This is a genomic window from Promicromonospora sp. AC04 (genome assembly GCF_003058225.1).
Taxonomy (GTDB): Bacteria; Actinomycetota; Actinomycetes; order Actinomycetales; family Cellulomonadaceae; genus Promicromonospora.
The window spans coordinates 45,469-68,794 of sequence record NZ_QBUG01000006.1 but is presented as its reverse complement, the minus strand read 5'-3'; the positions used below and the strand labels follow the sequence as shown (position 1 = coordinate 68,794).

General features: G+C 70.9%; 27 protein-coding genes. 11 read left to right on the top strand and 16 right to left on the bottom strand.

The window, feature by feature from the left end; genetic code table 11:
* The first annotated feature begins 178 nt into the window (after positions 1-178).
* The gene (locus C8K30_RS30355) at positions 179-415 is read left to right on the top strand and encodes a hypothetical protein (RefSeq protein ID WP_146197509.1); all 237 of its coding nucleotides are present in this window, start codon (positions 179-181) and stop codon (positions 413-415) included.
* On the opposite strand, the gene C8K30_RS16600 is transcribed toward C8K30_RS30355, so the two are convergent.
* Genes C8K30_RS16600 through C8K30_RS16590 form a run of 3 tightly spaced genes read right to left on the bottom strand, consistent with a single transcriptional unit; the run spans position 405 to position 2,154 of the window.
* Positions 405-809, bottom strand: coding sequence for an SRPBCC family protein (locus C8K30_RS16600; protein ID WP_199230537.1), 405 nt, complete (start codon positions 807-809; stop codon positions 405-407). The two genes, C8K30_RS30355 and C8K30_RS16600, sit on opposite strands and share 11 nt — an antisense overlap.
* Positions 806-1,279 (bottom strand): MarR family winged helix-turn-helix transcriptional regulator, encoded by a 474-nt coding sequence (locus tag C8K30_RS16595; RefSeq protein WP_108494027.1) that lies wholly within the window; start codon positions 1,277-1,279, stop codon positions 806-808. The genes C8K30_RS16600 and C8K30_RS16595 overlap by 4 nt, the downstream gene beginning before the upstream one ends.
* Complete coding sequence (locus C8K30_RS16590) at positions 1,276-2,154, bottom strand: N-acyl homoserine lactonase family protein (protein WP_108494026.1); 879 nt, start codon at positions 2,152-2,154, stop codon at positions 1,276-1,278. The genes C8K30_RS16595 and C8K30_RS16590 overlap by 4 nt, the downstream gene beginning before the upstream one ends.
* Before the next feature lie 151 nt (positions 2,155-2,305).
* On the opposite strand from C8K30_RS16590, the gene C8K30_RS30985 reads away from it, so the two are divergent.
* From C8K30_RS30985 to C8K30_RS16565, 4 genes are all read left to right on the top strand, one after another.
* A complete protein-coding gene (locus tag C8K30_RS30985) occupies positions 2,306-3,406 on the top strand; it encodes a hypothetical protein (RefSeq protein ID WP_199230536.1) in 1,101 nt (366 codons plus the stop codon).
* Positions 3,403-3,819: a DUF6463 family protein gene (locus tag C8K30_RS16575; RefSeq protein WP_108494025.1), complete on the top strand. Its 417-nt coding sequence runs from the start codon at positions 3,403-3,405 to the stop codon at positions 3,817-3,819. The genes C8K30_RS30985 and C8K30_RS16575 overlap by 4 nt, the downstream gene beginning before the upstream one ends.
* Positions 3,816-4,232, top strand: a complete 417-nt coding sequence (locus C8K30_RS16570) for a hypothetical protein (protein WP_108494024.1) — start codon at positions 3,816-3,818, stop codon at positions 4,230-4,232. Before C8K30_RS16575 ends, C8K30_RS16570 begins: the two co-directional genes overlap by 4 nt.
* Before the next feature lie 300 nt (positions 4,233-4,532).
* Entirely contained in the window at positions 4,533-5,258 is a 726-nt protein-coding gene (locus C8K30_RS16565; protein ID WP_108494023.1) for a GNAT family N-acetyltransferase, read from the top strand.
* Here the strand turns inward: C8K30_RS16565 and C8K30_RS16560 are convergent.
* The gene (locus C8K30_RS16560; RefSeq protein WP_108494320.1) at positions 5,248-6,195 is read right to left on the bottom strand and encodes a DUF808 domain-containing protein; all 948 of its coding nucleotides are present in this window, start codon (positions 6,193-6,195) and stop codon (positions 5,248-5,250) included. The two genes, C8K30_RS16565 and C8K30_RS16560, sit on opposite strands and share 11 nt — an antisense overlap.
* 110 nt (positions 6,196-6,305) lie before the next feature.
* Complete coding sequence (locus C8K30_RS16555) at positions 6,306-8,222, bottom strand: heavy metal translocating P-type ATPase (RefSeq protein WP_233257223.1); 1,917 nt, start codon at positions 8,220-8,222, stop codon at positions 6,306-6,308.
* A gap of 39 nt (positions 8,223-8,261) precedes the next feature.
* Between C8K30_RS16555 and C8K30_RS31285 the strand changes: the two genes are divergently transcribed.
* The 3 genes from C8K30_RS31285 to C8K30_RS16545 all read left to right on the top strand — a co-directional run bounded on the left by C8K30_RS31285 (position 8,262) and on the right by C8K30_RS16545 (position 9,879).
* Entirely contained in the window at positions 8,262-8,504 is a 243-nt protein-coding gene (locus C8K30_RS31285; protein ID WP_233257222.1) for a hypothetical protein, read from the top strand.
* Between the two features lie 158 nt (positions 8,505-8,662).
* Positions 8,663-9,166, top strand: a complete 504-nt coding sequence (locus C8K30_RS16550) for a hypothetical protein (RefSeq protein ID WP_146197508.1) — start codon at positions 8,663-8,665, stop codon at positions 9,164-9,166.
* 92 nt (positions 9,167-9,258) lie between these two features.
* Positions 9,259-9,879 carry a DUF305 domain-containing protein gene (locus tag C8K30_RS16545; protein ID WP_199230535.1) on the top strand — a complete coding sequence of 207 codons (621 nt, stop codon included), beginning with the start codon at positions 9,259-9,261 and terminating at the stop codon, positions 9,877-9,879.
* Positions 9,880-9,909: 30 nt separating this feature from the next.
* On the opposite strand, the gene C8K30_RS16540 is transcribed toward C8K30_RS16545, so the two are convergent.
* On the bottom strand, positions 9,910-11,844 hold the full coding sequence (locus tag C8K30_RS16540) for a potassium transporter Kup (RefSeq protein WP_108494020.1): 1,935 nt from the start codon (positions 11,842-11,844) through the stop codon (positions 9,910-9,912).
* A gap of 117 nt (positions 11,845-11,961) precedes the next feature.
* Here C8K30_RS16540 and C8K30_RS16535 point away from each other — a divergent pair, with 117 nt between their 5' ends.
* Positions 11,962-13,221, top strand: coding sequence for a hypothetical protein (locus tag C8K30_RS16535; RefSeq protein WP_108494019.1), 1,260 nt, complete (start codon positions 11,962-11,964; stop codon positions 13,219-13,221).
* 4 nt (positions 13,222-13,225) lie between these two features.
* Here C8K30_RS16535 and C8K30_RS16530 read toward each other — a convergent pair whose 3' ends face one another.
* The 6 genes from C8K30_RS16530 to C8K30_RS16500 form a co-directional block, all read right to left on the bottom strand.
* The gene (locus tag C8K30_RS16530) at positions 13,226-16,102 is read right to left on the bottom strand and encodes a cation-translocating P-type ATPase (protein ID WP_108494018.1); all 2,877 of its coding nucleotides are present in this window, start codon (positions 16,100-16,102) and stop codon (positions 13,226-13,228) included.
* Positions 16,103-16,153: 51 nt separating this feature from the next.
* Positions 16,154-16,489 carry a metal-sensitive transcriptional regulator gene (locus C8K30_RS16525; protein WP_108494017.1) on the bottom strand — a complete coding sequence of 112 codons (336 nt, stop codon included), beginning with the start codon at positions 16,487-16,489 and terminating at the stop codon, positions 16,154-16,156.
* A 108-nt stretch (positions 16,490-16,597) separates the two neighbouring features.
* Complete coding sequence (locus tag C8K30_RS31830) at positions 16,598-16,984, bottom strand: YHS domain-containing protein (RefSeq protein WP_369940241.1); 387 nt, start codon at positions 16,982-16,984, stop codon at positions 16,598-16,600.
* A gap of 27 nt (positions 16,985-17,011) precedes the next feature.
* Entirely contained in the window at positions 17,012-19,333 is a 2,322-nt protein-coding gene (locus tag C8K30_RS16510) for a cation-translocating P-type ATPase (RefSeq protein WP_108494016.1), read from the bottom strand.
* Positions 19,333-20,256: a heavy metal-binding domain-containing protein gene (locus C8K30_RS16505; RefSeq protein WP_108494015.1), complete on the bottom strand. Its 924-nt coding sequence runs from the start codon at positions 20,254-20,256 to the stop codon at positions 19,333-19,335. Before C8K30_RS16505 ends, C8K30_RS16510 begins: the two co-directional genes overlap by 1 nt.
* On the bottom strand, positions 20,253-20,465 hold the full coding sequence (locus tag C8K30_RS16500) for a heavy-metal-associated domain-containing protein (RefSeq protein ID WP_108494014.1): 213 nt from the start codon (positions 20,463-20,465) through the stop codon (positions 20,253-20,255). Before C8K30_RS16500 ends, C8K30_RS16505 begins: the two co-directional genes overlap by 4 nt.
* 117 nt (positions 20,466-20,582) lie before the next feature.
* Here C8K30_RS16500 and C8K30_RS16495 point away from each other — a divergent pair, with 117 nt between their 5' ends.
* The gene (locus tag C8K30_RS16495) at positions 20,583-20,789 is read left to right on the top strand and encodes a hypothetical protein (protein WP_108494013.1); all 207 of its coding nucleotides are present in this window, start codon (positions 20,583-20,585) and stop codon (positions 20,787-20,789) included.
* Here the strand turns inward: C8K30_RS16495 and C8K30_RS16490 are convergent.
* Genes C8K30_RS16490 through C8K30_RS16475 form a run of 4 tightly spaced genes read right to left on the bottom strand, consistent with a single transcriptional unit; the run spans position 20,786 to position 22,857 of the window.
* Positions 20,786-21,253: a hypothetical protein gene (locus tag C8K30_RS16490; RefSeq protein ID WP_108494012.1), complete on the bottom strand. Its 468-nt coding sequence runs from the start codon at positions 21,251-21,253 to the stop codon at positions 20,786-20,788. The two genes, C8K30_RS16495 and C8K30_RS16490, sit on opposite strands and share 4 nt — an antisense overlap.
* Positions 21,253-21,849, bottom strand: coding sequence for a hypothetical protein (locus C8K30_RS16485; RefSeq protein ID WP_146197507.1), 597 nt, complete (start codon positions 21,847-21,849; stop codon positions 21,253-21,255). The genes C8K30_RS16490 and C8K30_RS16485 overlap by 1 nt, the downstream gene beginning before the upstream one ends.
* A gap of 1 nt (position 21,850) precedes the next feature.
* Complete coding sequence (locus C8K30_RS16480) at positions 21,851-22,276, bottom strand: nitroreductase family deazaflavin-dependent oxidoreductase (protein ID WP_199230533.1); 426 nt, start codon at positions 22,274-22,276, stop codon at positions 21,851-21,853.
* Positions 22,273-22,857 carry a TetR/AcrR family transcriptional regulator gene (locus C8K30_RS16475; protein ID WP_108494010.1) on the bottom strand — a complete coding sequence of 195 codons (585 nt, stop codon included), beginning with the start codon at positions 22,855-22,857 and terminating at the stop codon, positions 22,273-22,275. Before C8K30_RS16475 ends, C8K30_RS16480 begins: the two co-directional genes overlap by 4 nt.
* A gap of 135 nt (positions 22,858-22,992) precedes the next feature.
* Here C8K30_RS16475 and C8K30_RS16470 point away from each other — a divergent pair, with 135 nt between their 5' ends.
* Complete coding sequence (locus tag C8K30_RS16470; protein ID WP_199230532.1) at positions 22,993-23,307, top strand: hypothetical protein; 315 nt, start codon at positions 22,993-22,995, stop codon at positions 23,305-23,307.
* The last annotated feature ends 19 nt before the right edge of the window (positions 23,308-23,326 follow it).

Sequence of the window (23,326 nt, the reverse complement as noted above, 5' to 3'; positions counted from 1 at the left end):
GGTTAGGATACCGCGAGTATCCTATCGACTGGAGCAAGCCATGCCCATGCCGCGTTCGTTCCGCCGCGTCGCCCGTGCCCTCAACCCCGCCGTTCGCCCGCTCGCACGCCGGCTGCCACCACTCGCGGTCGTGAACCATGTTGGGCGCACGACCGGGCGGCAGTACGAGAGTCCCGTCATGGCGTTCCAGACCGAGAGCGGATGGATCGTCAGCCTCGCCTACGGAAGCGACGTGCAGTGGGCTCGGAACCTCGATCGCGCAGGCAGCGGTGCGCTGACCCGGGCCGGGCGCACGCACCAGGTCAGCGGGATCCGTGCCATCGGCTGGAAGGACGCCGCACCGTCCCTGCCCGCTTGGGCGCGCGGCGTACTGCGCTCGGCGAACGTTGAGGACTTCCTCCTCCTCATCCGCTGAGCAGACGCCGTTGAAGGCGGTCGAGCCGGAGACCTGCTACACCCTGGTAGGCCTGACGCAGCATGGCGGCGAGCGGGCCGGAGTGCGTGAAGTCGTGCCGCACGAGCGTGCGTCCGCCCTCCGCGCCGAACTGCCAGTCGCCGATCTCCGCGAAACCGGGCACCTGCCACACCATCCGGATGAGGTCCGGGTCCATCGCCTCGTAGGCGAAGGTGCCCTTCAGTCCCGGCCGGACAGTGATCCGATACTCCGCTTCGAGGGTGGCCGCGGCGGGTCCGGCAAGGCTGAGGAAGGCGGAGTTCCACGAGGGGAGGGACAGCGCGTCGAGCAGGACCTCGCGCACCCTCGCCCGTGGGGCGTCGATGAGCAGCGTCGCGCTGCCGGTCGCGGTCACCCTGCGACCTCCGCCGGTGCGCCGCCCCTGCGGACCACGGCCTGCCCGGCCGGGAACGCGCCCGCGAACGCCCGCAGCAGCGTCAGCGCCTCCGAGACCGGCGTGCCCGTCGTGAGGCCGTCGATCCTCTCGTACAACCGCTCCTCCACCTCCGCGATCCTTGCCGCCAGCCGCTCGCCGTCGGCGGTCAGGGCGAGGGTGACGCGCCTGCGGTCGGTCGCGCCCGCGCCCCGGTCGACCAGTCCCACGGTGACCAGGCGGTCCACAAGCCGGCTCGGGCTTCCGCCCGTCTCGCAGACCAGCAGCTCGCCCAGCCCGGCCAGGGTCAGGGGTTGATAGTCGGCCAGGACACGCACCACCTCGGCCTGCGACGGCGTCACGCCCAGCGGGCGCAGCTCCGAAGCAAGCAGCCGGTTGCCCTCCCGCTGGATGGCCAGGACCAGATATCGCAGCTCTTCGGCGGGCCTCATCGGTGTTCCGCCCTCTCGGCCAGCGTCTCGGCGAGGAGGCCGGCCGCCCTGGGATCGTGCGCCGCCAGCACCACCAGGCCGGGCAGGGTGTCGCGCAGCGCGTTGACCCTGCTCACCGTGGCACGCATCTGCCGCTTGTCGCCGGCGCCGGGCAGCTTGCCGGCCGCCAGCAGGCGGGCGTCGTAGGTCAGGTCACCGACGAGCAGCAGCGGAGCCGTGGCCGGTCGGCGAACCAGCAGGGACAGCGATCCGGGCGTGTGGCCCGGGGTGGGCAGCAGAACCAGGCTGCCGTCTCCGAACAGGTCGTGCCCGTCGGTGAACGGCGTCAGCTCCGGGTCGGCCAGCGGCCCGGGAGTGATCCGGTTCCAGCGCAGCCCGGGCAGGTCGATGTGTGAGGTCAGGAGTCCCCGCGCCTCGGGTAGCGGTCCGTCCAGGCTGTTCCACTCCTGCTCGCTGATGAGGATCTCGGCGCCGCTCAGCACCGGTAGCCCGCCGATGTGGTCCTGGTGCAGGTGCGAGATCACCGCCTTGTCGACGTCGTCCACGCGGTAGCCCAGCCCGGACAGGCCCGCCTCGAGCGTCTCGGTGGGGCCGATCTCGAACTTCGCCAGCCGCGAGTAGATCAGTCCGTTGAGACCGCCGGGGAAGTAGCGGGGGTCGGTCACCGATGCACGGTCCTGACCGGTGTCGAACAGCACCAGGCCGTCACGGTGCTCGATCACGTAGACGTTGATCGGTCGCGGCGCCGTCCATCTGGTCGAGGTGAACAACCACACGTAGGTGTTCTTCCGTGTCGGGCCGACGTGCTCCGGCCGGATGACCACCGAACCGGTGCTGATCACCGAGACACGTGCGATCGGGTCTGTCGTGGGCATGGTCAGCTCCTTCCAATAGATGATGTGTCATCAGATTACACATCATCTAGACCCCGGCGCCAGTTCGCCCAGATCTAGACATTGACAAGATGACGACCGTCAAGGCATCTTGTCATTGTCAAGTTTGCGATCTCATCGAAAGGGAGGCCTCGTGGCTCCGCTCGTCGTCCTGGTTCTCGTCACCGCTGTTCTGCTCGCTGCGGGGGCCGTGGGAGTGCGTCTCCTGCGGCCATGGGTAGTGCCGCTACGCGGCGGGCTGGCAGCCATGTTCGTCCTGACCGGCACCTCCCATTTCGGCAGCATGCGGGACGACTTCATCAGCATGGTGCCGCCGGCCCTTCCGGAGCCCGGCCTGCTGGTCACCCTGTCCGGTCTCCTCGAGCTCGCCGGCGCCGTCGGGCTGCTGCTGCCCCCGACAGTCCTGTGGGCATCCGGCGGACTCACCGCACTGCTGCTCGCGATGTTCCCGGCCAACATCTACGCGGCGTCGCAAGGCCTGATGGTCGGTAGCACGGAGGCGATGCCCCTGGTCCCGCGCACCCTGATCCAGGTCGTCTACCTGTCCGCGACCGTGGCGGTCCTGGCCTTCCAGCTTCGTGCGCGGCGGATGGCTCGCCGCACGCCCGGCCCGGCGGCCAACATGCACAGCGCCCTCGAGGTGGCCATGCCTCACTTTCAGTTCCGCAACCACCACTCCCGATGGATCGACGCCCCACCAGCCGCGGTGTGGGAGGCTCTGGCCTCGCTCACGCTCTCCGACCTGACCATCAGCAGGGCGCTGGTGGGCCTGCGCTACCTCGGGCGCGCCCAGGCCGGCGACGGTCCCCTCTTCGACACCGGTCCGATCACCATGCTGCGGCTCGACGCCCCCGACTACGCGATCGGTGGATCGATCGCCCGACCCTGGCAACGAGTGCCGCAACGGCAGCCGATCGAGACCCTCGCAGCACTCGCCGCATTCGACGAGCCTGGCTGGGCCAAGTACCTCACCGACTTCAGCCTCACCGCCGAACGAGGCGGCACCCGCCTTCGCACCGAGATGCGCGGATACTGCACCGACGACCACGCATGGAAGCGATTCAGGATCTACTGGAACGCGATCCGCATCGGAAGCGGGTTGGTCCGCAGGGACATCCTGCGTTCGGTCGCTCGAGCCGCTCGGACCGGCAGCGGGCCGGTCCGTCCAGACGGTCCCCGCTCAGTCGCCCGGAAGGTCCAGCTCGAAGCCGGGACGGATGGGACGCGACCATGACCGGCGACCCCGCAGTCCGCCACTCGACCTCGAGCAACCGCTGGATTCCTCGACTGATCTTCGCGGCATCCGCGTTGCACCTGTCGTTGGGCGTCGTCACCTCCTTCGCGCACTGGACCGACGTCGTCTCCGAAGGAGTCTGGAACACCGTCGCCGACGACGACGCCCGGAGGGCGGCTCTCTGGTTCATGCTCACCGGGATCGCCCTTGCCGGCCTCGGTCTACTCACTCGGAGACACCTCATCGTGACGGGCAGGCTTCCCACCGAGATCGGGTGGATCCTGCTGGTCCCGGGAATTCCGCTGGCACTCCTGAACCCAGCCTCAGGCGGCTGGTTGCTGATCGGAATCGGCGTCCTGGCACTGGTCATGTCCCGGCGCAACGCCGCACAGGAACACCCGGTCCAGCCATGATCGCGCCGGCGCTGATCCTCGCAGCCGCCGGCGTCTTCGCCCTGCTGGGGACCGGCCACCTGGTGCTGCTCTACACCACATCCCTCCTGCACCCCAGTGACGAAGCAGTGCGGAAACAGCTCGACGAGGCAACCGTGCCCCTGTCGGACGCGACCACGATGCGGCGGCTCTGGGTCGGGTTCAACGCCAGCCACGCCGTCGGCGCCATCCTCTTCGGAGGGGTGTTCGGCTATCTCGCGCTGGTCAGGATCGAGTTCCTGCTCGGCTCTCCGTTCCTGCTCGTGCTGGGCGCGATCTACATCGCGGCCATGCTGACCCTGAGCGGTCGCTACTGGTTCCGCACACCATCCACAGGGATCGCCGCAGCCGGCTGTCTCTACCTCGCCGGCATCGTCACATCGACGCTCGGATGACGGCGTCAAGCGTTCGTCGTGATCCCTGTCCTGACCGCCTCAGGGCTGTTCATCTGGCAGCAGGCGCGCATCCACAAGCTCGTCAGGAAGACCCGACGCACGCCCTCACCGGCCTCCTGAGTATGTGCAGTGGACGTGGCCGGGGCCGTGTGGTTCAGACGTGGCTGGTTCACCCGAGGACACGACCCGGCACCCTCGCGCGCCGCGGAGGCGGCGCTGCGCCGAGGACGACCGTGCTGGAATGCGGGCGGCCGGGCACCAGTTGGTGATGGACGTGAACCTCTCGTCCGGAAACCTCGCATGAGCATCATCGACACCCCGCGCGACGGCGCCCCGGTCGACGAGACCGCGCTCGACGACGCCGTCTGGGCGTCGCTCACCGGAGCGCACGCCCACCTGGCCGAGGGTGGCGACCTCGTCCGCCGGTACTCGACCGACGTCGCGCCGTTCGCCGCCGTCCGGACCTGGGACGACCCCGGCGTCTGGGACGCGATCGTCGACATGGTCGGCCCCGGCGCCGAGTTCCCGGCCCCGCCGGAGTCCGTCCAGCTCCCGGCCGGCTGGGACCGCGGGGAGCCCTTCCACGGAGTGCAGCTCGTCGAGACCGACCGCCTGCACGGGCGGCCCGACGACGAGGCGGTGCTCCTGGGGGCCGACGACGTCCCGGAGATGCTGGACCTGGTGGCCCGCGCGCAGCCCGGCCCGTTCCTGCCGCGGACCTACCTGCTGGGCCGGTACGTCGGCATCCGGCGCGACGGGCGCCTCGTGGCCATGGCCGGCGAGCGCCTGAGCCCCGCCGGGTGGACCGAGATCAGCGCCGTCGCGACCGACGAGCGGTACCGCGGCCAGGGACTGGCCTCACGCCTCGTGCTCGACGTCGTGCACCACATCCACGAGCGCGGCGACCGCGCCATGCTGCACGCCGCGGCGGGCAACACGGGCGCGATCCGGCTCTACGAGAGCCTGGGCTTCAGGCTGCGCCGCCCCATGGCCTTCGCCAGCATCCGCACGCCGGTCAGTGGCTGACCGGCTCCTCTTCCTTCTTCTTCCGGGAGGGCAGCAGGTGCAGCACGGCCACCACGACGGCACCGACCACGAGGCCGACGACGGCGGAGCACAGCGTGTTGAAGAGCCAGCCGAGGGTGCCGCCGAACACGCCGGTGGCGTCGTGGATGGCGACCTCGAGGTGGTGCACCCACTCGTACGGCCCGGGTAGCCAGCCGGTGCCGTCCGCGCCCAGGTTGACGAGCAGGATGTGCCCGCCGACCCACAGCATGGCGATGGTGCCGACCACCGAGATGACCGCGAGCACCCGGGGCATCGCCTTGACCAGCCCGCGGCCCAGCGACTTGGAGAACCCTGAGTCCCGCTGCGCCAGGCGCAGTCCGACGTCGTCCATCTTCACGATCGCCGCGACGATGCCGTAGACGATGATCGTGATGACGAACGCCACGACCACGAGGATCGCGAGCCGGGACCAGAAGGGCTCGCTGGCCACCTCGGCGAGCGCGATCACCATGATCTCGGCCGACAGGATGAGGTCGGTGCGGATGGCACCCGCGATCATCTTCTTCTCGGCCTCGGGGCTGACCTCCGTGGCCGGCAGGTCGGCGTCGTGGTGGCCGGAGACCTTGTGCCAGATCTTCTCGGCGCCCTCGTAGGCCAGGTACGTGCCGCCGATCATGAGGATGATCGGCAGCAGCCACGGCAGGAACTGGCTGAGCAGCAGCGCGGCCGGGAGGATGAAGATCAGCTTGTTGCGGATCGACCCGATGGCGATCTTCTTCACGATCGGCAGCTCACGCTGCGCCGCGACGCTGCGCAGGTACTGCGGCGTGACCGCGGTGTCGTCCACGACGACGCCCGCCGCCTTCGCGGTCGCCCGGCCCGCGGCGGCGCCGACGTCGTCGATCGACGCCGCCGCCAGCTTCGCCAGCGCTGCGATGTCGTCCAGCAGTCCCATCAGGCCACCCACGGCGCCCCCATCTGCGATCGATGTGTCGTCATGCCGAGCAGCCTATGCAACTCCGGCGCCTGACCGGACATCCGGCGCCCGACGGCGCCGACGTCCGGTCAGCGCCCCGGACGGAGGTCGAGCCGGCGCAGGAGCTGGGCGTTGAGCGCGACCACGACGGTCGAGAGCGACATGAGCAGCGCGCCCACCGACATCGGCATCACGAACCCGATCGGCGCCAGGACGCCCGCGGCCAGCGGCACCGAGATCAGGTTGTACCCGGCGGCCCACCACAGGTTCTGCTTCATCTTGCGGTAGCTCGCCCGCGACAGCTCGATCACCGACAGGACGGACCGGGGGTCGTCGCTGGCGAGGATGACGCCGGCGGACGCGATCGCGACGTCGGTCCCGGCACCGATCGCGATGCCGACGTCGGCCTGCGCCAGCGCGGGAGCGTCGTTGACGCCGTCGCCCACCATCGCGACCTTCCGGCCCTCGCCCTGGAGCTGCTGGACCTTGGCGGACTTGTCCTCGGGCCGCACCCCCGCGAAGTACCGGTCGACGCCGATCTCCTCCGCGACCGACCGGGCGACCGCCTCGGCGTCGCCGGTGATCATGACGACCTGGACGCCCAGGTCGTGCAGCTTCCGGACGGCGTCGGCGGACTCGGTGCGGACCTCGTCCGCGAGCTTGATCCCACCGACCACCACGCCGTCGCGCAGGACGTGCAGGATGATCGCGCCGTCCCGGCGCCATTCGTCGGCCACGGACAGCTCGTCCCGGCCGGTCTCCTCCAGCAGGCGCGGGCCACCGACCCGGATCCCGTGGCCGTCGACCGTCGCGGTCACGCCCACCGCGGGCGACGAGGTGAAGCCGGAGGCCCGCGGGACAGTGAGTCCGCGTTCCTGGGCCGCCCGCACTATCGCCTTGGCCAGCGGGTGCTCGCTGTCCGACTCCGCGGCCGCCGCGAGCGCCACGAGCGTGTCGGTGTCGAGGCCGCCGGCCGACTGCACGTCGGCGACGGTGGGCTCGCCCTTGGTGAGGGTGCCGGTCTTGTCGAACAGCACGGTGTCCACGGTGCGCATGCTCTCCAGCGCCAGCCGGTCCTTGATGAGTACGCCGCCGCGGGCAGCCCGTTCGGTGGCGATCGAGACGACGAGCGGGATGGCGAGCCCCAGGGCGTGGGGGCAGGCGATCACGAGCACGGTGATGGTGCGGATGACGGCGTCGTCCGGCATCCCGGCGAGCGACCAGACCACGGCCGTGACCGCGGCGGCGCCGAGGGCGAACCAGAACAGCCAGGCCGCGGCGACGTCGGCCAGGCGCTGTGCGCGCGAGGACGAGTTCTGTGCCTCGGTGACCAGCCGCTGGATGCCGGCCAGAGCGGTGTCGTCACCGGTGGCGGTCACCTCGACCCGCAGCCCGGAGTCGGTGGCGACCGTTCCGGCGGTCACGGGCTCGCCGAGGCCGCGGCCGACCGTGCGCGACTCCCCCGTGACCATCGACTCGTCCATCTCCGCGCGCCCGTCGACGATTCGGCCGTCGGCGGGGACGCTCCCGCCCGGCCGCACGACGACGACGTCGCCGACCGCGAGGTCGGCCGGCGCGACCTTGACGATCAGGTCGCCCTCGACGCGCTCGGCCTCGTCGGGCAGCAGCGCCGCGAGGGAGTCCAGGGCCGACGTCGTCTGCGCGAGCGAGCGCATCTCGATCCAGTGGCCGAGCAGCATGATCACGATCAGCAGCGCCAGCTCCCACCAGAAGTCGAGCTGGTGGTCCAGGAGGCCCAGGCTCGCGCCCAGGGAGGCGACGAACGCGACGGTGATCGCGAGCCCGATCAGCAGCATCATCCCGGGCTTGCGGGAGCGGAGCTCGCCGACCGCCCCGGTGAGGAACGGCGAGCCGCCCCACACGTACATGACCGTGCCGAGCACGGGCGAGACCATGGTCACCCAGGTGGCGTCGGGCAGCTCGTAGCCCAGGATCATCGCGAACATGCCGGAGAAAGCGACCACCGGCACGGCCAGGACGAGCATGATCCAGAACAGCCGCCGGAACTGGCCTACGTGGTCGCCGTGGCCGGCGTGGCCGCCATGGCCCTCGTGGCCGCCATGGCCCTCGTGGCCGCCATGGCCTTCGTGGCTGCCATGGCCTTCGTGGCTGCTGTGGTCGGCGTGGCCCTCGTGGCCCGCATGGTCACCCTGGTGCGACGCATGTTCCTGGTGCATCTCGTGGACGGCCGCGCCGTGCTCGTGGCCGTGCCCGTCATGCACTGCGGGGTCGTGGGCGACGGGCTGTCCGGTGGGGTGGTCGTGTGACTCGTTCATGGAATCGCTCCTGGGTTGAAGCAGTGACACCTGCGGGGCGGCGGCAGTAGGACCAGATATACCCCATGGGGGTATCAACGTCAAGAGGTCGCCGAGCCGCCGCCCGGGCAGGGTCGCCGCCGACGGCGAACGGCTACGCTGAATAGGCCATGCACGTGATCTCAGCCCTTCGATCGCTGCTTGCCGCGCCGCGGCGAGGGGTGACCGGTGCGCTCCTGATCGCCCTGGTGATCGCGGGCGTCGTGTCGATGCACTCGATGAGCGCCTCGCCGAGCGTCCATCTCTCGCCCGCCGGAGCAGTCGCGACAGACGATGTCGCGCACGCGAGCCCCGCCGAGGCCATGGCGCCCGGAGCGGGGTTCGCCGAGGCGACGCCGGCTCAGGTGCCACCCGTCCACACCCATGTCGCGGCCACGCCGGACGGCGCCGAGCACGCGGGCTGTGCGCCGGGCTGCGACGCGCACGACCAGCACGACATGACGACGGCGATGTGCCTCATGGTGCTCGCCGTCCTGCTGACCCTCGCCGCACCGCCGGCGAGCTTCCTCCATGCGGTGGTGCCGGCGTTCGCCAGGCGGAGGCTCGCGGCCGGGCCGCGTTCGCGACCGGCGGCAGCGCCGTCGCTGTGCGCGCTGGGCATCTCTCGGACGTAGGAGCACACGCCCTTCGGACCGTCGGTCCGATCGTCTGGCGACCCCTCGGGGCCGCGCCGTGTGTCTACCACTCCGAACTGAAAGGCATGACCATGAAGCGCATCCTTGCGCCCAGTCTCGTGCTGGCCGCTGCCCTGACCCTCTCCGCCTGCTCCGATGACCCGGGCATGGACATGCCCGGCATGTCCAGGTCCGAGGACGCGCCACGTCCTGACGGCCAGGGCGCAGGCGGCGAGGCGTTCAACCATGCCGACGTGATGTTCGCGCGGATGATGATCCCGCACCACGAGCAGGCCATCGAGATGTCCGACATCATCCTCGGCACCGACGGCGTCGACCGGACGATCAAAGACCTGGCCACCCAGATCAAGGAGGCCCAGGCCCCGGAGATCGTGCAGCTCACCGCCTGGCTCGACGAGTGGGGTGTCCCCGGGCCGGGCTCCATGGGCATGGACAACGGTTCGATGGGTGGTGGATCCATGGGCGGCATGATGACCGAGGACGACGTGCGGGCACTCGACGACGCCGAAGGACCGCAGGCCGGCCGGCTGTTCCTCGAGGGGATGATCGTCCACCACCAGGGCGCCATCGAGATGGCGCAGACGGAGATCGACAACGGGGCGCACGAGGGCACCATCGACCTGTCCCGGTCGATCGTCGAGTCCCAGACCCGCGAGATCCGGATGATGGAGAACCTGCTCGCTGACATGTGAGACGCGGTCGGCCGGAGTCGATGACGATCCCTACACGTCGACGTGCGACCCGAGCAGGACGGTCCGGTCGCGCGGCAGCGCGAAGTGCTCGGCCGCGTCGGCGGTGATGAACGACGTCGCGATGAACAGCCGCCTGCGCCAGTCCGGCATCCCGGGCTCGTCGCCCAGGCGCAGCTCGATCCGGGACAGGAAGTAGGTGGCGTTCTCGAGGTCGAGATCACCCTCGGTGTCCTCCGGCCCCAGCTGGGCGAGGGCCGCGGGGACGTCCGGCTTCTCGGCGTAGCCGAACCGCACGGTCAGGTGGGTGATGCCGTCCTCGCCTTCGCCGAGGTGCTCGACGGTCACGCGTTCGTCGTCGGCGAGGCGCGGGACGATCGCGACCTCCACGGCCACCACTGCCACGTGCTCGTGGCGCACACGGTTGTGCTCGACGTTGGCGCGGAGCGCCAGCGGTGCGGTCTCGCTCCCGCGGTTCAGGAAGATCGCGGTACCACTGACGATCTGCACCGGAGCAGGACGGTCCGTGAGGCCGTCCACGAACGCGCGCAGCGAGCCCTCCATGGCCTCGCGCTTCTCCGTGACCAGCTCCCGTCCGCGCTGCCACGTCGTCATGACGGTGAAGGCGGTGACGGCGATGAACAGCGGGAGCCAGGCACCGTGCACGAGCTTGGTCAGGTTCGCGGCGAGGAACAGGAGGTCGACCGCCAGCAGCACGACGGCCATCGTCGCGAGCGCCCACCTGGGCGTACGCCAGGTGCGCCAGGCGACGTAGAAGAACAGGATCGTCGTGATCGTGATGGTGCCCGTGACGGCCATGCCGAAGGCGTAGGCCAGCGACGCGGAGCTACGGAACGCGAAGACCAGGGTGAGGACCGAGACCATCAGCAGCCAGTTGATCCACGGGACGTAGATCTGGCCGCGGGACGACCGCGACGTGTGCAGGATCCGCAGACGGGGCAGGTAGCCGAGCTGCGCGGCCTGGGCCGTCACGGAGAACGCGCCGGTGATGACGGCCTGCGACGCGATCACCGTTGCGGCGGTGGCGAGGACGACCATCGGGATCAGTGCCCAGTCCGGCGTCAGCAGGAAGAACGGCGCCGAGATGTTCGCCTGGTCCTGGAGGATCAGCGCGCCCTGGCCCAGGTAGCTCAGCGTGCAGGCCGGGAGCACGAGGAAGATCCACCCGACGGAGATCGGCCTGCGGCCGAAGTGGCCCATGTCGGCGTACAGGGCTTCCGCGCCGGTCACCGACAGCACGATCGCGGCCAGCGCGAAGAAGGCCAGGTCGAAGTGCCCGGCCAGGAACCCCAGCGCATACGTCGGCGAGAGCGCCTTCAGGATCTCCGGCTCGCTCGTGATGCCCCACACGCCGCAGGCCCCGATGACGACGAACCACGTGATCATCACGGGCCCGAACAGCCGCCCCACGGCCGCCGTCCCGAACTTCTGGGCGGCGAACAGGCCCACGATGATCACCGCGGTGACCGGGACTATCCACTCCTCGAACGAGGGGTCGATGATCTTGAGGCCCTCCACCGCGGAGAGCACCGAGATCGCCGGAGTGATCATGCTGTCGCCGAGGAAGAGCGCGGCCCCGAACAGCCCGAGACCCGCCAGCGTCATGGTCACCCGGGTCTTCCCGTTGGCGGCCCACCGGCGCAGGAGGGTGATCAGGGCCATGATCCCGCCCTCGCCGTCGTTGTCCACCCGCATGGCGAGGAGCACGTACGTGATGGTGACGATCAACATCACGGACCAGAAGATCAGCGAGATGACGCCGTAGACATTCTCAGTGGTGGCCGCGACCGGGTGCGGGTCCGCGGGGTTGAAGATCGTCTGGATGGTGTAGATCGGGCTGGTCCCGATGTCTCCGAACACGACGCCGAGCGCGCCGACGACAACAGCGAGGCGCAGAACGTCTGCGGGCCGCGATATAGGACTCGTCACCCGAGGAACACTAGTCATCTGAGGAACCTAGTGGCGCACGTCGCGCGCCGCCTCGACCTTGACGGCTTCCTGACACCCCGCGCGTCGTGTCCGACGCCGGCATGCCGGCGTGAGGTGCGCTGGTAGCCTCCGCGCGTGCTCCCGAAGCGCCGTCGCGCCGTTGCCCTGGCCCTGGTCGCCGCCGTCCTGGCCGTGACCGCCTGCACGTACGACCGGGGCGCGGCCGTGCGCGGCGAGCCGGCGCCGGAACCCTCACCCACCGGTGCGCTCTACAGCCGGGTCATGCACTCGGACGGGTACTCGGCCCCGCGTTCCTCCGTCTCGGTGTACCTGTACGACGCCGAGAACGACGTCAAGGCCGTGACCGCGGCCATGTCGCTCGGGTTCTTCTGCGTGCTACCGGGGCCGTTCTGCCCGCGGCCGGTGTCCGCGGAGCCGGACGAGCGAGGGCTCTGGTCTCTGGAGGACGACGAGGTGGGCGACGCCACCGCCGGCCTGCGGGCCACCGCGACGCTCCACGTCGACGACGCCGTGTTCGGCCCGAGCACCGTGCTCACCCTCCCGGCGTCGGACACCGACGGGCCGCGGCGCGTCCCGGACCTCGTGTACTGGGAACCCGAGCTCACGGTGACCGGCAAGAACGGCCTGCTGCGGGTGAGCTGGCCGGCGGCGGCGGAGATACCGACCGGCAAGAAGGTCACCTACACAGTGGTGTCCGCCAGCACGGAGGCCACGGCTTCCGAACCGCGCCTCCTCGCCGGGCCGACGACCGAGACGACTGCCCGGGTGGACGCCCGGGTCTACGCGGACGCGCGGTCCGAGCTCATGGTCGTCGCGCAGACCACCACGAAGATCGACGGCGAGCAGGTCGAGGCCACCTATCGCAGCGCCGGAGTTCCCCAGCCCAGCGACCTGACGCCGCCGTCAAGGGGCGCTGAGTGCCTGGCGGAGGACAAGGCCTCCGGGCGGCTCGAGCAGGCAGTGTCACCGTGCCCGATCACTGACGGCGACGTCGAGTGGAACACTGACGGCGTCCGGCTCCCCACCGACTGCGCCCCCGAGGCGGCCGACGGCTCGGCCGAGCCGACCGACGGCACGTCCGGCTCCGGGACGAACGCCCGCTGCACCGCGCCGGAACACCCGCGGGCCTGCGTAGCCCTCCCGGAGCCTCGGGAGGTCAGCCTGGTGGTCGTCCGGACACCATTCAGCCCGAGCGGGCTGACCGTGGAGCTGCTCGACGCCGAGCGGCGCACCGTGCGCAGCAGCACCGTGACCGGGGACGCGTTCGACGAGGTCTATCCCGTCCGGTTCGCCGAGCCGGTGGAGACCGGCCTGGTCTGCGTCCGGGACGCGGGCGGGAGCAGCGGCACCCTGAGCGAGGTCTCCGTCTGGTAGCGGCCTAGGCCGGCACGCCGGCACGCCGTGCGCGCCAGACCAGCTTGCGGATCTCGTCGAACCAGAGCACCGACGAGGCCATGGCGACCGCCACGCCCCAGTGCGCGAGGTCGAGACCGGCGGTGCCGAACGCGACCTGGAGGAACGGCACCTGCACGACGGCGACCTGGAGCACCACGCCCAGGCCGATCGCTCCCCAGAGCCAGCGGTTGACGAACATCCGGTGGAAGGCGCTGGTGGTCTCCGACCGGGAGTTGAGCACGTTGAACAGCTGGGCGAGGACGAGCGTGGTGAAGCCGGCGGTGCGCGCCACGGTGAGCGAGTCGTTCCCCTCGACCAGTCCGCCCGGCAGGAAGATGTCGATGGTGAGCAGGGTGGCCACGCCCATGACGAACCCGATGCTCAGGACGCCGGTCCACATGCGGGCGTCGATGATCCGCTCGTTCGTGCCGCGCGGCGGCCGGGCCATGACGTCGTCCGTCTCCGGGTCCACGCCCATGGCGAGGGCCGGCCCGGAGTCGGTCACGAGGTTGATCCACAGGATCTGGGTGGCCAGCAGCGGCACGACGACGGCCTCCCCGCCGGCCGCACCATCCAGGCCGACGACCCCGGCCAGCACCACGCCGAACAGCACCGTGCAGACCTCGCCCATGTTGGAGGAGAGCAGGTAGCGCAGGAACTTCTTGATGTTGTCGAAGATGATCCGGCCCTGGCGCACGGCGGCGACGATGGTGGCGAAGTTGTCGTCGCCCAGGATCATCTTGGCCGACTCCTTGGTCACCTCGGTGCCCGTGATGCCCATGGCCACGCCGATGTCGGCGGTCTTCAGGGCGGGGGCGTCGTTCACGCCGTCGCCGGTCATGGCGACGACGTGGCCGTCGGCCTGGAGCGCGTCGACGATCTGCAGCTTGTTCTGCGGGGCGACGCGGGCGTACACCGACACGGTCCGGGTGGTCTCGCGCAGCCCGGCGGCATCGAGGCCGTCGAGGTCGACGCCGGTAACGGCGCGGGCCCCGGGCTCGACGATGCCCAGGTCGGTAGCGATCCGGGTGGCCGTGATCGGGTGGTCGCCGGTGATCATGATGACGCGGATGCCGGCCCGGTGGGCCTCGGCCACCGCGGCCGTGACCTCAGGGCGCGGCGGGTCGATGATGCCGACCGTGCCGAGGTAGACCAGGTCGGACTCGTGCTCCTCCAGCCCCTCGGAGCCGAGCCCCTCCGCCACCCGCCGGTAGGCGACGCCCAGCGTGCGGTACGCCTGCCGGGACAGTCGCTCGACGGCATCGAGCGCCGCCGCCCGGCGCTCGTCGTCCAGCGGGACGGTCTCGTCGCCGACCTGCACGTCGCTGCAGCGCGTCAGGAGCACGTCGGGTGCGCCCTTGGTGACCAGCGCCCAGGCGCCGTCGCCGGGCGGGTCAACGAGCGCGGACATCATCTTGCGCTCGGACGTGAACGGGACCTCGCCGCGGCGCTCGAAGCCGGCCACGCGGTCGACCGTGCCGGTGAGCTTGTGCGCGGCCACGAGGAAGGCGGCCTCGGTGGGGTCGCCCTGCACCGCCCACTCGCCGTGGTGCTCGACGAGCTGGGCGTCGTTGGCCAGCGAGCCGCCGCCCAGCACCATAGCCACCTCCCGGACGAGCCGCTCGTCCGTGACCGGCTGGCCGGCACCGCCGTCGTCCGCGCCGGTCCGCGCCTCGCCGTCGGGCCGATAGCCCACACCGGTGAGCGTGACCTCGCCGGAGGCGGTGACGACGCGCTGGATCGTCATCTCGTTCTTGGTCAGGGTGCCGGTCTTGTCCGACGCGATGACCGACGCCGAACCGAGCGTCTCCGCGGAGTGCAGCTTCTTGACCACGGCGTTGCGGCGGGCCATGGCCTGCACCCCGACGGCCAGGACCACCGACAGGATGGCGGGCAGGCCCTCTGGCACGGCGGCGACGGCGAGCGAGACGCCGAGCAGCAGGACGGTGACGAGGTCGGCGGCGGTGCGGACGCCGTTGACGACCGCCGCCAGGACCATTACGACGACGGCGATGCCGATCACCGTGAGGCCGAGCACCTTGCTCACGTGCGAGATCTCCCGCTGCAGCGGGGTGACCTCCTCCTCGGTGGCGTCGAGCAGCTGCGCGATGGCACCCATCTGGGTGTCCATGCCGGCGGCCACCACGACGGCGCGGCCGACGCCCTGGGCGACGGCGGTGCCCTTGTAGACCATGTCGAACCGGTCGCCGAGCGGTGCCCTGGCCGGGAGCACTGCCGCGTCCTTGAGGACCGCCTCGCTCTCCCCGGTCAGCGACGACTCCTGGACACGCAGGGCCGTAGCGCTCAGCAGGCGCGCGTCGGCGCCGACGGCATCGCCCTCGGCCAGCACGAGCACGTCCCCGCGCACGAGCTCGGCCGACCGCACGGTGACCCGGCGGCCGTCGCGCAGCACGGTGGAGGTCGCCTCCGTCATGGATCGGAGTGCCGCGACGGCGTTCGCCGCCTTGCTCTCCTGGACCAGGCCGAGCACCGCGTTGAGCACGATGATGGCGGCGATCACCACCGCGTCCACGGGTACGCCCTCGGCGCCCTCGACCCACCAGACGGCGACCGAGATGCCAACGGCCACCAGCAGCAGGGCCACCAGCGGGTCCCGGAACTGGTCCAGGATCTTGCGCCAGAGCGGCACGGGCGGCCTGGACCGCAGCTCGTTCGGGCCGTCGGCGGCCAGGCGGCGCGCGGCCTCGGCGTCGCTCAGCCCGACGGCCGGGTCGACGCCGAGCTCGCGGGCGACGTCGTCCGCCTCCCGCACCGACGGATCAAACGGCGTACCGACGGGTGCGGCGACGGACGGCGGCTGCGCGGGCCGGTATGGAGCTGCCACACAGCGATCATCCATCGACGGCGCCGGACGCGCGCGTCCTGGGCCGTCGGCCCGCGCCGGCCCGGGTCAGGAGCGGACGAGCCGCGCGATCGCGTCGGAGGCTTCCTTGACCTTGGCGTCCGCCTCGGCGCCGCCGGCCCGGGCGGCGTCGACCACGCAGTGCTTGAGGTGGTCGTCCAGGAGGCCGAGCGCGACGCTCTCGAGGGCCTTCGTCAGGGCGGACACCTGGGTCAGGATGTCGATGCAGTACTGCTCCTCGTCGACCATCCGGTGGATACCGCGCGCCTGCCCCTCGATGCGCCTGAGCCGCGCGAGGTACTTGTCCTTGTCGGTGATGTAGCCGTGGGTGGTGGGCGCGTCACCCTCTCCGGCCACGTCGGCAGGGGATCCTGATTCCGTCATGGTTCCCATGGTCTCATCTCCGTCTGGTCAAATGCCCTGGCCGGGCGGGCGATCTGGCGGGTTCCGCGGCGCACCGCACGAGGTGCGCCGCGGAACCTGCGGGCTGGGTCAGGCCGCCGCCGCGTACTTGGCGGGGTCGGCGTCGAACGGGTCCTCGCACGCGGCGCAGCAGAACCAGTACCGCTGGCCCTCGTAGTCGCGGAACAGGCCCTTGGCCTCTGCGTCGGCCTTCACCACCGTGCTGCCGCGCATCACCGGGCACTCCGCGAGCTCGTCGTCCGACGGGCCGAGCAGGTTGAGGCCGAACTGGCTCGCTCCGCCCGGGTGCGAGTGGTCGTCGTGCGCATGACCGTCGTGCGCATGACCGTCGTGCGAGTGGCCGTCGTGCGAGTGGCCGTCGTGCGAGTGGCCGTCGTGCTCGTGGCCGTCGTGCGAGTGGCCGTCGTGCTCGTGGTCGCCGTGCTCGTGGTCGCCGTGCGAGTGGTCGTGTCCCATGTGGGTCCTTTCGTCGGTGCGGGGTGGTCAGGCGTCCTGCAGCGCCCGGGCGGTCCGCCCCGACGGCGCGGGCGCCTGGGTGTCCGCCGTCCGGCTCGCGAAGGAGCGCAGGCGGAGGCTGTTGCCGACGACGAAGACGCTGGAGAACGCCATCGCCGCACCGGCGAGCATGGGGTTGAGCAGGCCGAGGGCGGCCAGCGGGATCGCGGCGACGTTGTACCCGAAGGCCCAGAACAGGTTCGTCCTGATGGTGCCGAGCGTCCGGCGGGACAGCCGGATCGCGTCAGCCGCGGAGGTGAGGTCGCCCCGGACGAGCGTGATGTCCGCCGCCTCGATCGCGACGTCGGTGCCGGTGCCCATCGCCAGGCCCAGGTCGGCCTGCGCAAGGGCCGGGGCGTCGTTGACGCCGTCGCCGACCATCGCGACGACCTTGCCCTCGGCCTGCAGCCGCGCGACGACGTCGGCCTTGTCCTGGGGCAGTACCTCGGCGATGACCCGGGTGATCCCGACGGCCGCCGCCACCTGCTCGGCCACGGCCCTGTTGTCGCCCGTGAGCAGCACGGGCGTGAGGCCGAGCCTGATGAGCTGCGCGACGGCGGCCGCGCTGGTGGGCTTGACCTGGTCCGCCACGACGAGGATGCCCCTGGCCTGCCCGTCCCAGCCGACCGCTACGACGGTCTTGCCTTCGCCCTCCGCATGAGCCTTGGCGTCCGCGAGGTCCGCCGGCAGGTACAGCGACCAGTCGGCGAGCAGGCTCTCGCGCCCGACGACGACGGCGTGCCCCTCGACGACCCCCTGCACGCCCTTGCCCTGGATGCTCTCGAACGACTCCGGAGCCGGCAGGTCCCCGACCTGCTGGGTGGCGCCCTTGGCGATCGCCTGCGCGACGGGGTGCTCGGAGGCGTCCTCCAGGGCGCCCGCGAGCCGGAGCAGCTCCTCGCGCGTGGTGCTGTCGTCCGGGACGACGTCGAGCAGGGTCATCTTGCCGGTGGTGACGGTGCCGGTCTTGTCCAGCACGATCGTGTCGACCTTGCGGGTGGACTCCAGCACCTCCGGCCCCTTGATGAGGATGCCCAGCTGCGCGCCCCGTCCCGTGCCGACCAGCAGCGCGGTGGGCGTGGCCAGCCCGAGCGCGCACGGGCAGGCGATGATCAGCACCGCGACGGCGGCCGTCATCCCGGCTGTGACGGGGAAGCCGCCGCCGAGCCAGACGCCGAGGGTCGCGACCGCGACGGCGATGACCACCGGGACGAAGATCCCGGAGACCCGGTCGGCGAGGCGCTGGATCTCGGCCTTGCCGGACTGGGCGTCCTCGACGAGCTTGGCGATCCGCGCGAGCTGGGTGTCCGAGCCGACCTGCGTGGCCCGGACGACGAGCCGGCCGCCGAAGTTCACGGTCGCCCCGGCAACGGTGTCGCCGACGCCGACCTCGACCGGGACGGACTCCCCCGTCAGCATCGACGCGTCGATGGCGGACGAGCCCGTGACGATGACGCCGTCGGTGGCGACCTTCTCCCCCGGCCGCACGACGAACTCGTCGCCGACGGCGAGGCTCTCGACCGGGATCCTGGTCTCGGCCCCGCCCCGCAGCACGGCGACGTCCTTCGCGCCGAGCTCCAGCAGCGCGCGCAGCGCGGCGCCGGCCTGGCGCTTGGACCGTTTCTCGAAGTAGCGCCCGGCGAGCACGAACATCGTGACGCCGGTGGCGACCTCGAGGTAGATGTTGCCTGCGCCGTCGGACGGGGCGACGGTCAGCTCAAACCCGTGCGTCATCCCGGGCTCGCCCGCGGTGCCGAGGAACAGCGCGTACAGGGACCATGCGAACGCGGCCACGACACCGACCGAGACGAGGGTGTCCATGGTCGCCGCGCCGTGCCGCAGGTTGGTCCACGCGGCCCTGTGGAACGGCCAGGCCGCCCACAGGACCACCGGGGCCGCGAGCGTGAGCGACGCCCACTGCCAGTAGGTGAACTGCCACGCCGGGACCATCGCCATGGCGATCACCGGGACGGCGAGCACTATCGAGGTGATGAGCCGGTTCCGCAGCGACAGCAGCTCCGCGTCCCGCGGGTCGACGGCGGCGCCGTCGTCCGCCGGGGTGTGCTTCGGGGCGGGCAGGGCCGCCGTGTAGCCGGTCTTCTCGACCTCCGCGACGAGAACGCTCAGGTCGTACCCGGCCGGCGCGGTGACCTGCGCCTTCTCCGTGGCGTAGTTGACCGTCGCACTCACCCCGTCGAGCCGGTTGAGCTTCTTCTCGATCCGCATGGCGCACGAGGCGCAGGTCATTCCCCCGATCTCGAGGTCCACGGTGGTTCCCGGCGCGTCCGTCCGGGACGTGGTGTCCGACATCAGCCCCTCCTTGTCGTGTCCAGGACGAAGCGCGCCGTGTGCACGTCCCCGTCGACCTTGAAGTCCAGGTACAGCAGGTACCGGCCCGGCGTGGGCGCCTCGGTCATGAAGGTGACGTCCGGCCCCGAGAGGGAACCGGGGGCCGGCTCGTCGCCCTCGGGGTGCACGTGCAGGTAGGCCAGGTCGCCCTCGCGCAGCGCGACGAGGTGCCCGTACGCGCCGAGGTACGGCTCCAGGTCCGTGACGGGCTCGCCGTCCTTGGTGATGGTCGCGGTGAGCATCGAGTCGCCGCTCGCGCTCAGGTCTCCCGTGAGCGTGGCGGTGTATCCGCCAGTCGTGTCTTTCGCCGACACCGACGTCGCGGGCTCCGGGGAGAGCCGCCCCGCGACGTCGACCGTGCGGCTGAGCGTCACGTTCTCGCCGGTCTCCTCCGGGACGAAGTCGGTGAACACCCGGTAGGTGCCCGCCTCGTCCCAGGTCCACGGGATGGACCAGACGCCGTCGGCCGACATCGTCGGGTGGACGTGCCGGAACAGGTCGCCGTCGGAGCGCACCACGATCAGGTGCAGCTTCTTGTCGTGCTCGGTCTCGAAGCCGGTCACGGCCTCGCCGTCGGCCGACGTGATCGTGAACGAGAGGACTCCCTCCTCGCCCACCTCGTCGGGCACGGTCACCGGGCTCAGGAGGAGGCCGTCCTGTTCGAGCGACAGCCCGCGCACCGGCGTCGGGCCGGCCTCGGCGGGCTGCTCGTCCATGCCCGCCATGCCCTCCATCTCCGCGCCGTCCGCCGCTTCGTCCTCGGCCGACGCCGACCAGGCCGCGACGGAGCTCTCCGGCACCACCGCGCCCGCGACGACGAAGGCCGCGACGAACAGCGCCGCGAGGCCCGCGCCGTACAGGCCGAGCCGCTGGGGCGCGTTCATGCGACCCGCTCCGCCTCGTACCCGGCCTCGTCCACTGCGCCCAGGACCGCTGCCTCGTCCAGCACCGCAGTGCTCCGGACCACGAGCTTGCCCGTCGCGGCGCTCACGTCGACCTGCTCCACGCCGGGCAGCCGGCCCACCTCGCCACGGACCGCTACCTCGCAGTGCCCGCAGCTCATCCCGGTCACCTGGTACTCGCTCGTCGCCATCGTCTCGCCTTCCACTCACGCGATGCTACCCCTAGGGGGTAGCCGTATGCCCTCACCATATACCCCTCTGGGGTATCTCCGTCAACGCGGCCCGGACGAACTGGCAGGCTGGCGTCCATGACGAGCAGCGATTCACCGCACGACGGCGGCGCGGAGCTGGCGGTACGCCCGGCGCTCGCGGCCGCCGAGGAGGCGGCGTACTCGGGCGCCGCGTGGCTGCACGTCGACTACGAGCCACACCTCGAGTCCTTCTACGCGCAATGCGGACTCCGGCCGACGGCGGCGGGCCTCATGCCGCTGTCGGGGCGTCGGGGTTCGAGCTAAATCGACGCGAGCGCTCCCAGAGCCGATGTGAAGGCCAGGAGATGGCACACGGCGCTGGCGATGCCCCATCGGCCGAAGCGGTTGAGGAGCGCTGCGACGAGATCCTGGTCGCCGTCCGGGGTGGCCCAGAGCCTTCTCATTGCGGGATAGGCGCCGGCCGTGCCCACGAAGCCGGCCACCGTCGCCGCCAGGCAAGCGGCGAGGAGACCGGTCGCCCAACCGCCCTCGCCGCGCGCGACGGACAGCGTCAGCGCAGCGATCGTGAGCAGCAGGCCGAGGACGGTGACCACCGCGTACACCCGGACACCCCAGGACTGATACATCGACCGGAGGGCTCGCGCGTACGGCACAGGACCGAGCCGCGACCGGGCAGGCATCGTCAGCAGCAGGATGCCCGTGATCATGCCCGCCCCCAGGCCCCGCAGGAACACCGTGGCGACCAGCAGGATCGAGAACCCGTCCATCAGGCGCCCACCCGGGTCGCGTGCATCGTCTCGCGACGCAGCCGGAGAAAGGTGTACCAACCCAGGACCGCGGGCAGCAGAGCGGTCCACGCTCCCCCGACGTAGTGCCACGAGCCGCCGTCGAGGAACGGCGCGATGTAGTGGGTCGGCTCCATGAACATCATGCCGAACAGGAAGACGCACGCCAGGTAGTACCCCGCCGTCCATCGCCTCAGGAACATGACGGCGGCCGCCAGCCACACGACGGGCGAGAGGAACGCGGCGTGCGAGACCAGCGTGTCGAGATCGAGATCGACCACCGGGTCCAGGACGCTGGGGAATCCCAGGACGAATGCGCGGTACTCCTCATACACGTGCACGAGGAACGCGATCACGGTCAGGAGGTACGGGACGGCGATCCGATGAGGATCCACCCGCCGATCCGCCGGCGCGAACCGCCAGAGGACGAGTCCGCCGACGAGCAGGACACCTGCCGACAGCATCACCCGTGGTGCGAGGACGAGCTCGGCCAGCAGGTAGATCGCCGCGCACGCCACGACACTTGCGGCGTCGACCCAGAACCTCCTTTCGCGCTCGCCTGCCCCTGCCCCGGGCACGTCAGGGAGCCGTCTCTGGTTGCGGCGTCGGCCCACCGGCGTCGGCGGTGCGCAGCAGGCGGTACTCCTCGCGTCGCAGCAGGCTCAGCACGAGCCGGGCCGGGAACCCGAACGCACGGCGTCCGGCGTCGGACGGGTAGGACTCAATTGCGATGACCTGGCGCGGAACCCCGCCGACGACGAGCTCGCAGCCGCCCGCGGCGACGATGTTGCGGTACCAGCTCACGTTCTCGCCGTAGGTGAGCTCGGCGATGAAACCGTCCTCGGCCTCGGCGACGATGATCGGGGTCTCGTAGGCGGTGCCGGACTTGCGTCCGACGTGCCGGACCAGGGAGAACGGGCCGGTACCGGCCCGGGCGAGCCTGGTCGTCCAGCGGTTGAGGGTGTTCTTGAGCAGCCAGAGCAGGCCGTGTCGCATCGAGGTCATTCCTGTGCTCCGATTCCGGTGAGGATGGCGTCGACGAAGCCGTCGACCCACGGCTCGACGGGCTGGCGGGTCACGCCGAGCACGAGGATCCCGCTGATCAGCAGCCGTAGTGGCGCGCGCGGATCGTGGGGACGCAGCTCGCCGGCGTCGATCCGCTCCGCGAGATAGCTCGCGAGATTGTCGAGCACCTGTTCCTGGATGTCGGCCATCCCGATCGGCAGGGACGTCTCGGGGGCGAGCATCTCCCGGAACAGGACCCGCACGACGTCGCCCCGCTCCTCGAGCGCGGCCGCTGCGCGGACGCAGAACTCGCGGAGTCCAACGGCGACCGGCTGGCCGGAGAGGCTCTCGGCCAGGCCCGCGAATGCGTCGCGTGGGTCGGCCGCCGCGAAGACCGCGCTCAACAGCCCGTCCTTGTTGCCGAAGTAGTGGTAGAGCAGCCCGGGCGCGACCCCCGCTCGCGTGGCTACCTCGGCGATCGTCACGTGCTCGATACCTCGTTCGACGAACAGGTCGAGGGTCACTTTCACGAGCTGGGCCCGACGGGCGTCCGCCTGTTCGCGTCGTGTCGGCGGCGTCATGCGGGGCGATCCTCTGCGTCGAAAGTTGTTGGCACCCGCACAGGCTACTCGTTGACTGAACAGTCAGTCAACGAATCTGGACAGAAGGGCCGACTATCCGAGTGTCGTCAGCGGGTCGGCCGCTACGGTTCCGTCATGTTTCCCTTCATCGAGACCGCCCTCGCAGCGATCTTCGTCATCCTCCTGCTGCTGTTCATCACCGTCAGCGGCAACATGAGGGCCAACGGGCGGACCGTCGAGAGGGTCGAACGCAAGCTGGACCTGGTGATCAACCATCTCGGGATCAAAGGCCTCCCCGCCGACGGGATCCCGCTGGACATCCTGGCCGAGATCGACCGGTGCATCTGGTCCGACCGGCGGATCGAGGCGATCAAGCTCTACCGCCAGGCCACCGGCGCCACCCTCGCCGATGCGAAGGCGTGGGTCGACCAGCGCAGCGCCTCCTACTGACGGCAGTCGGAAGGGTCAT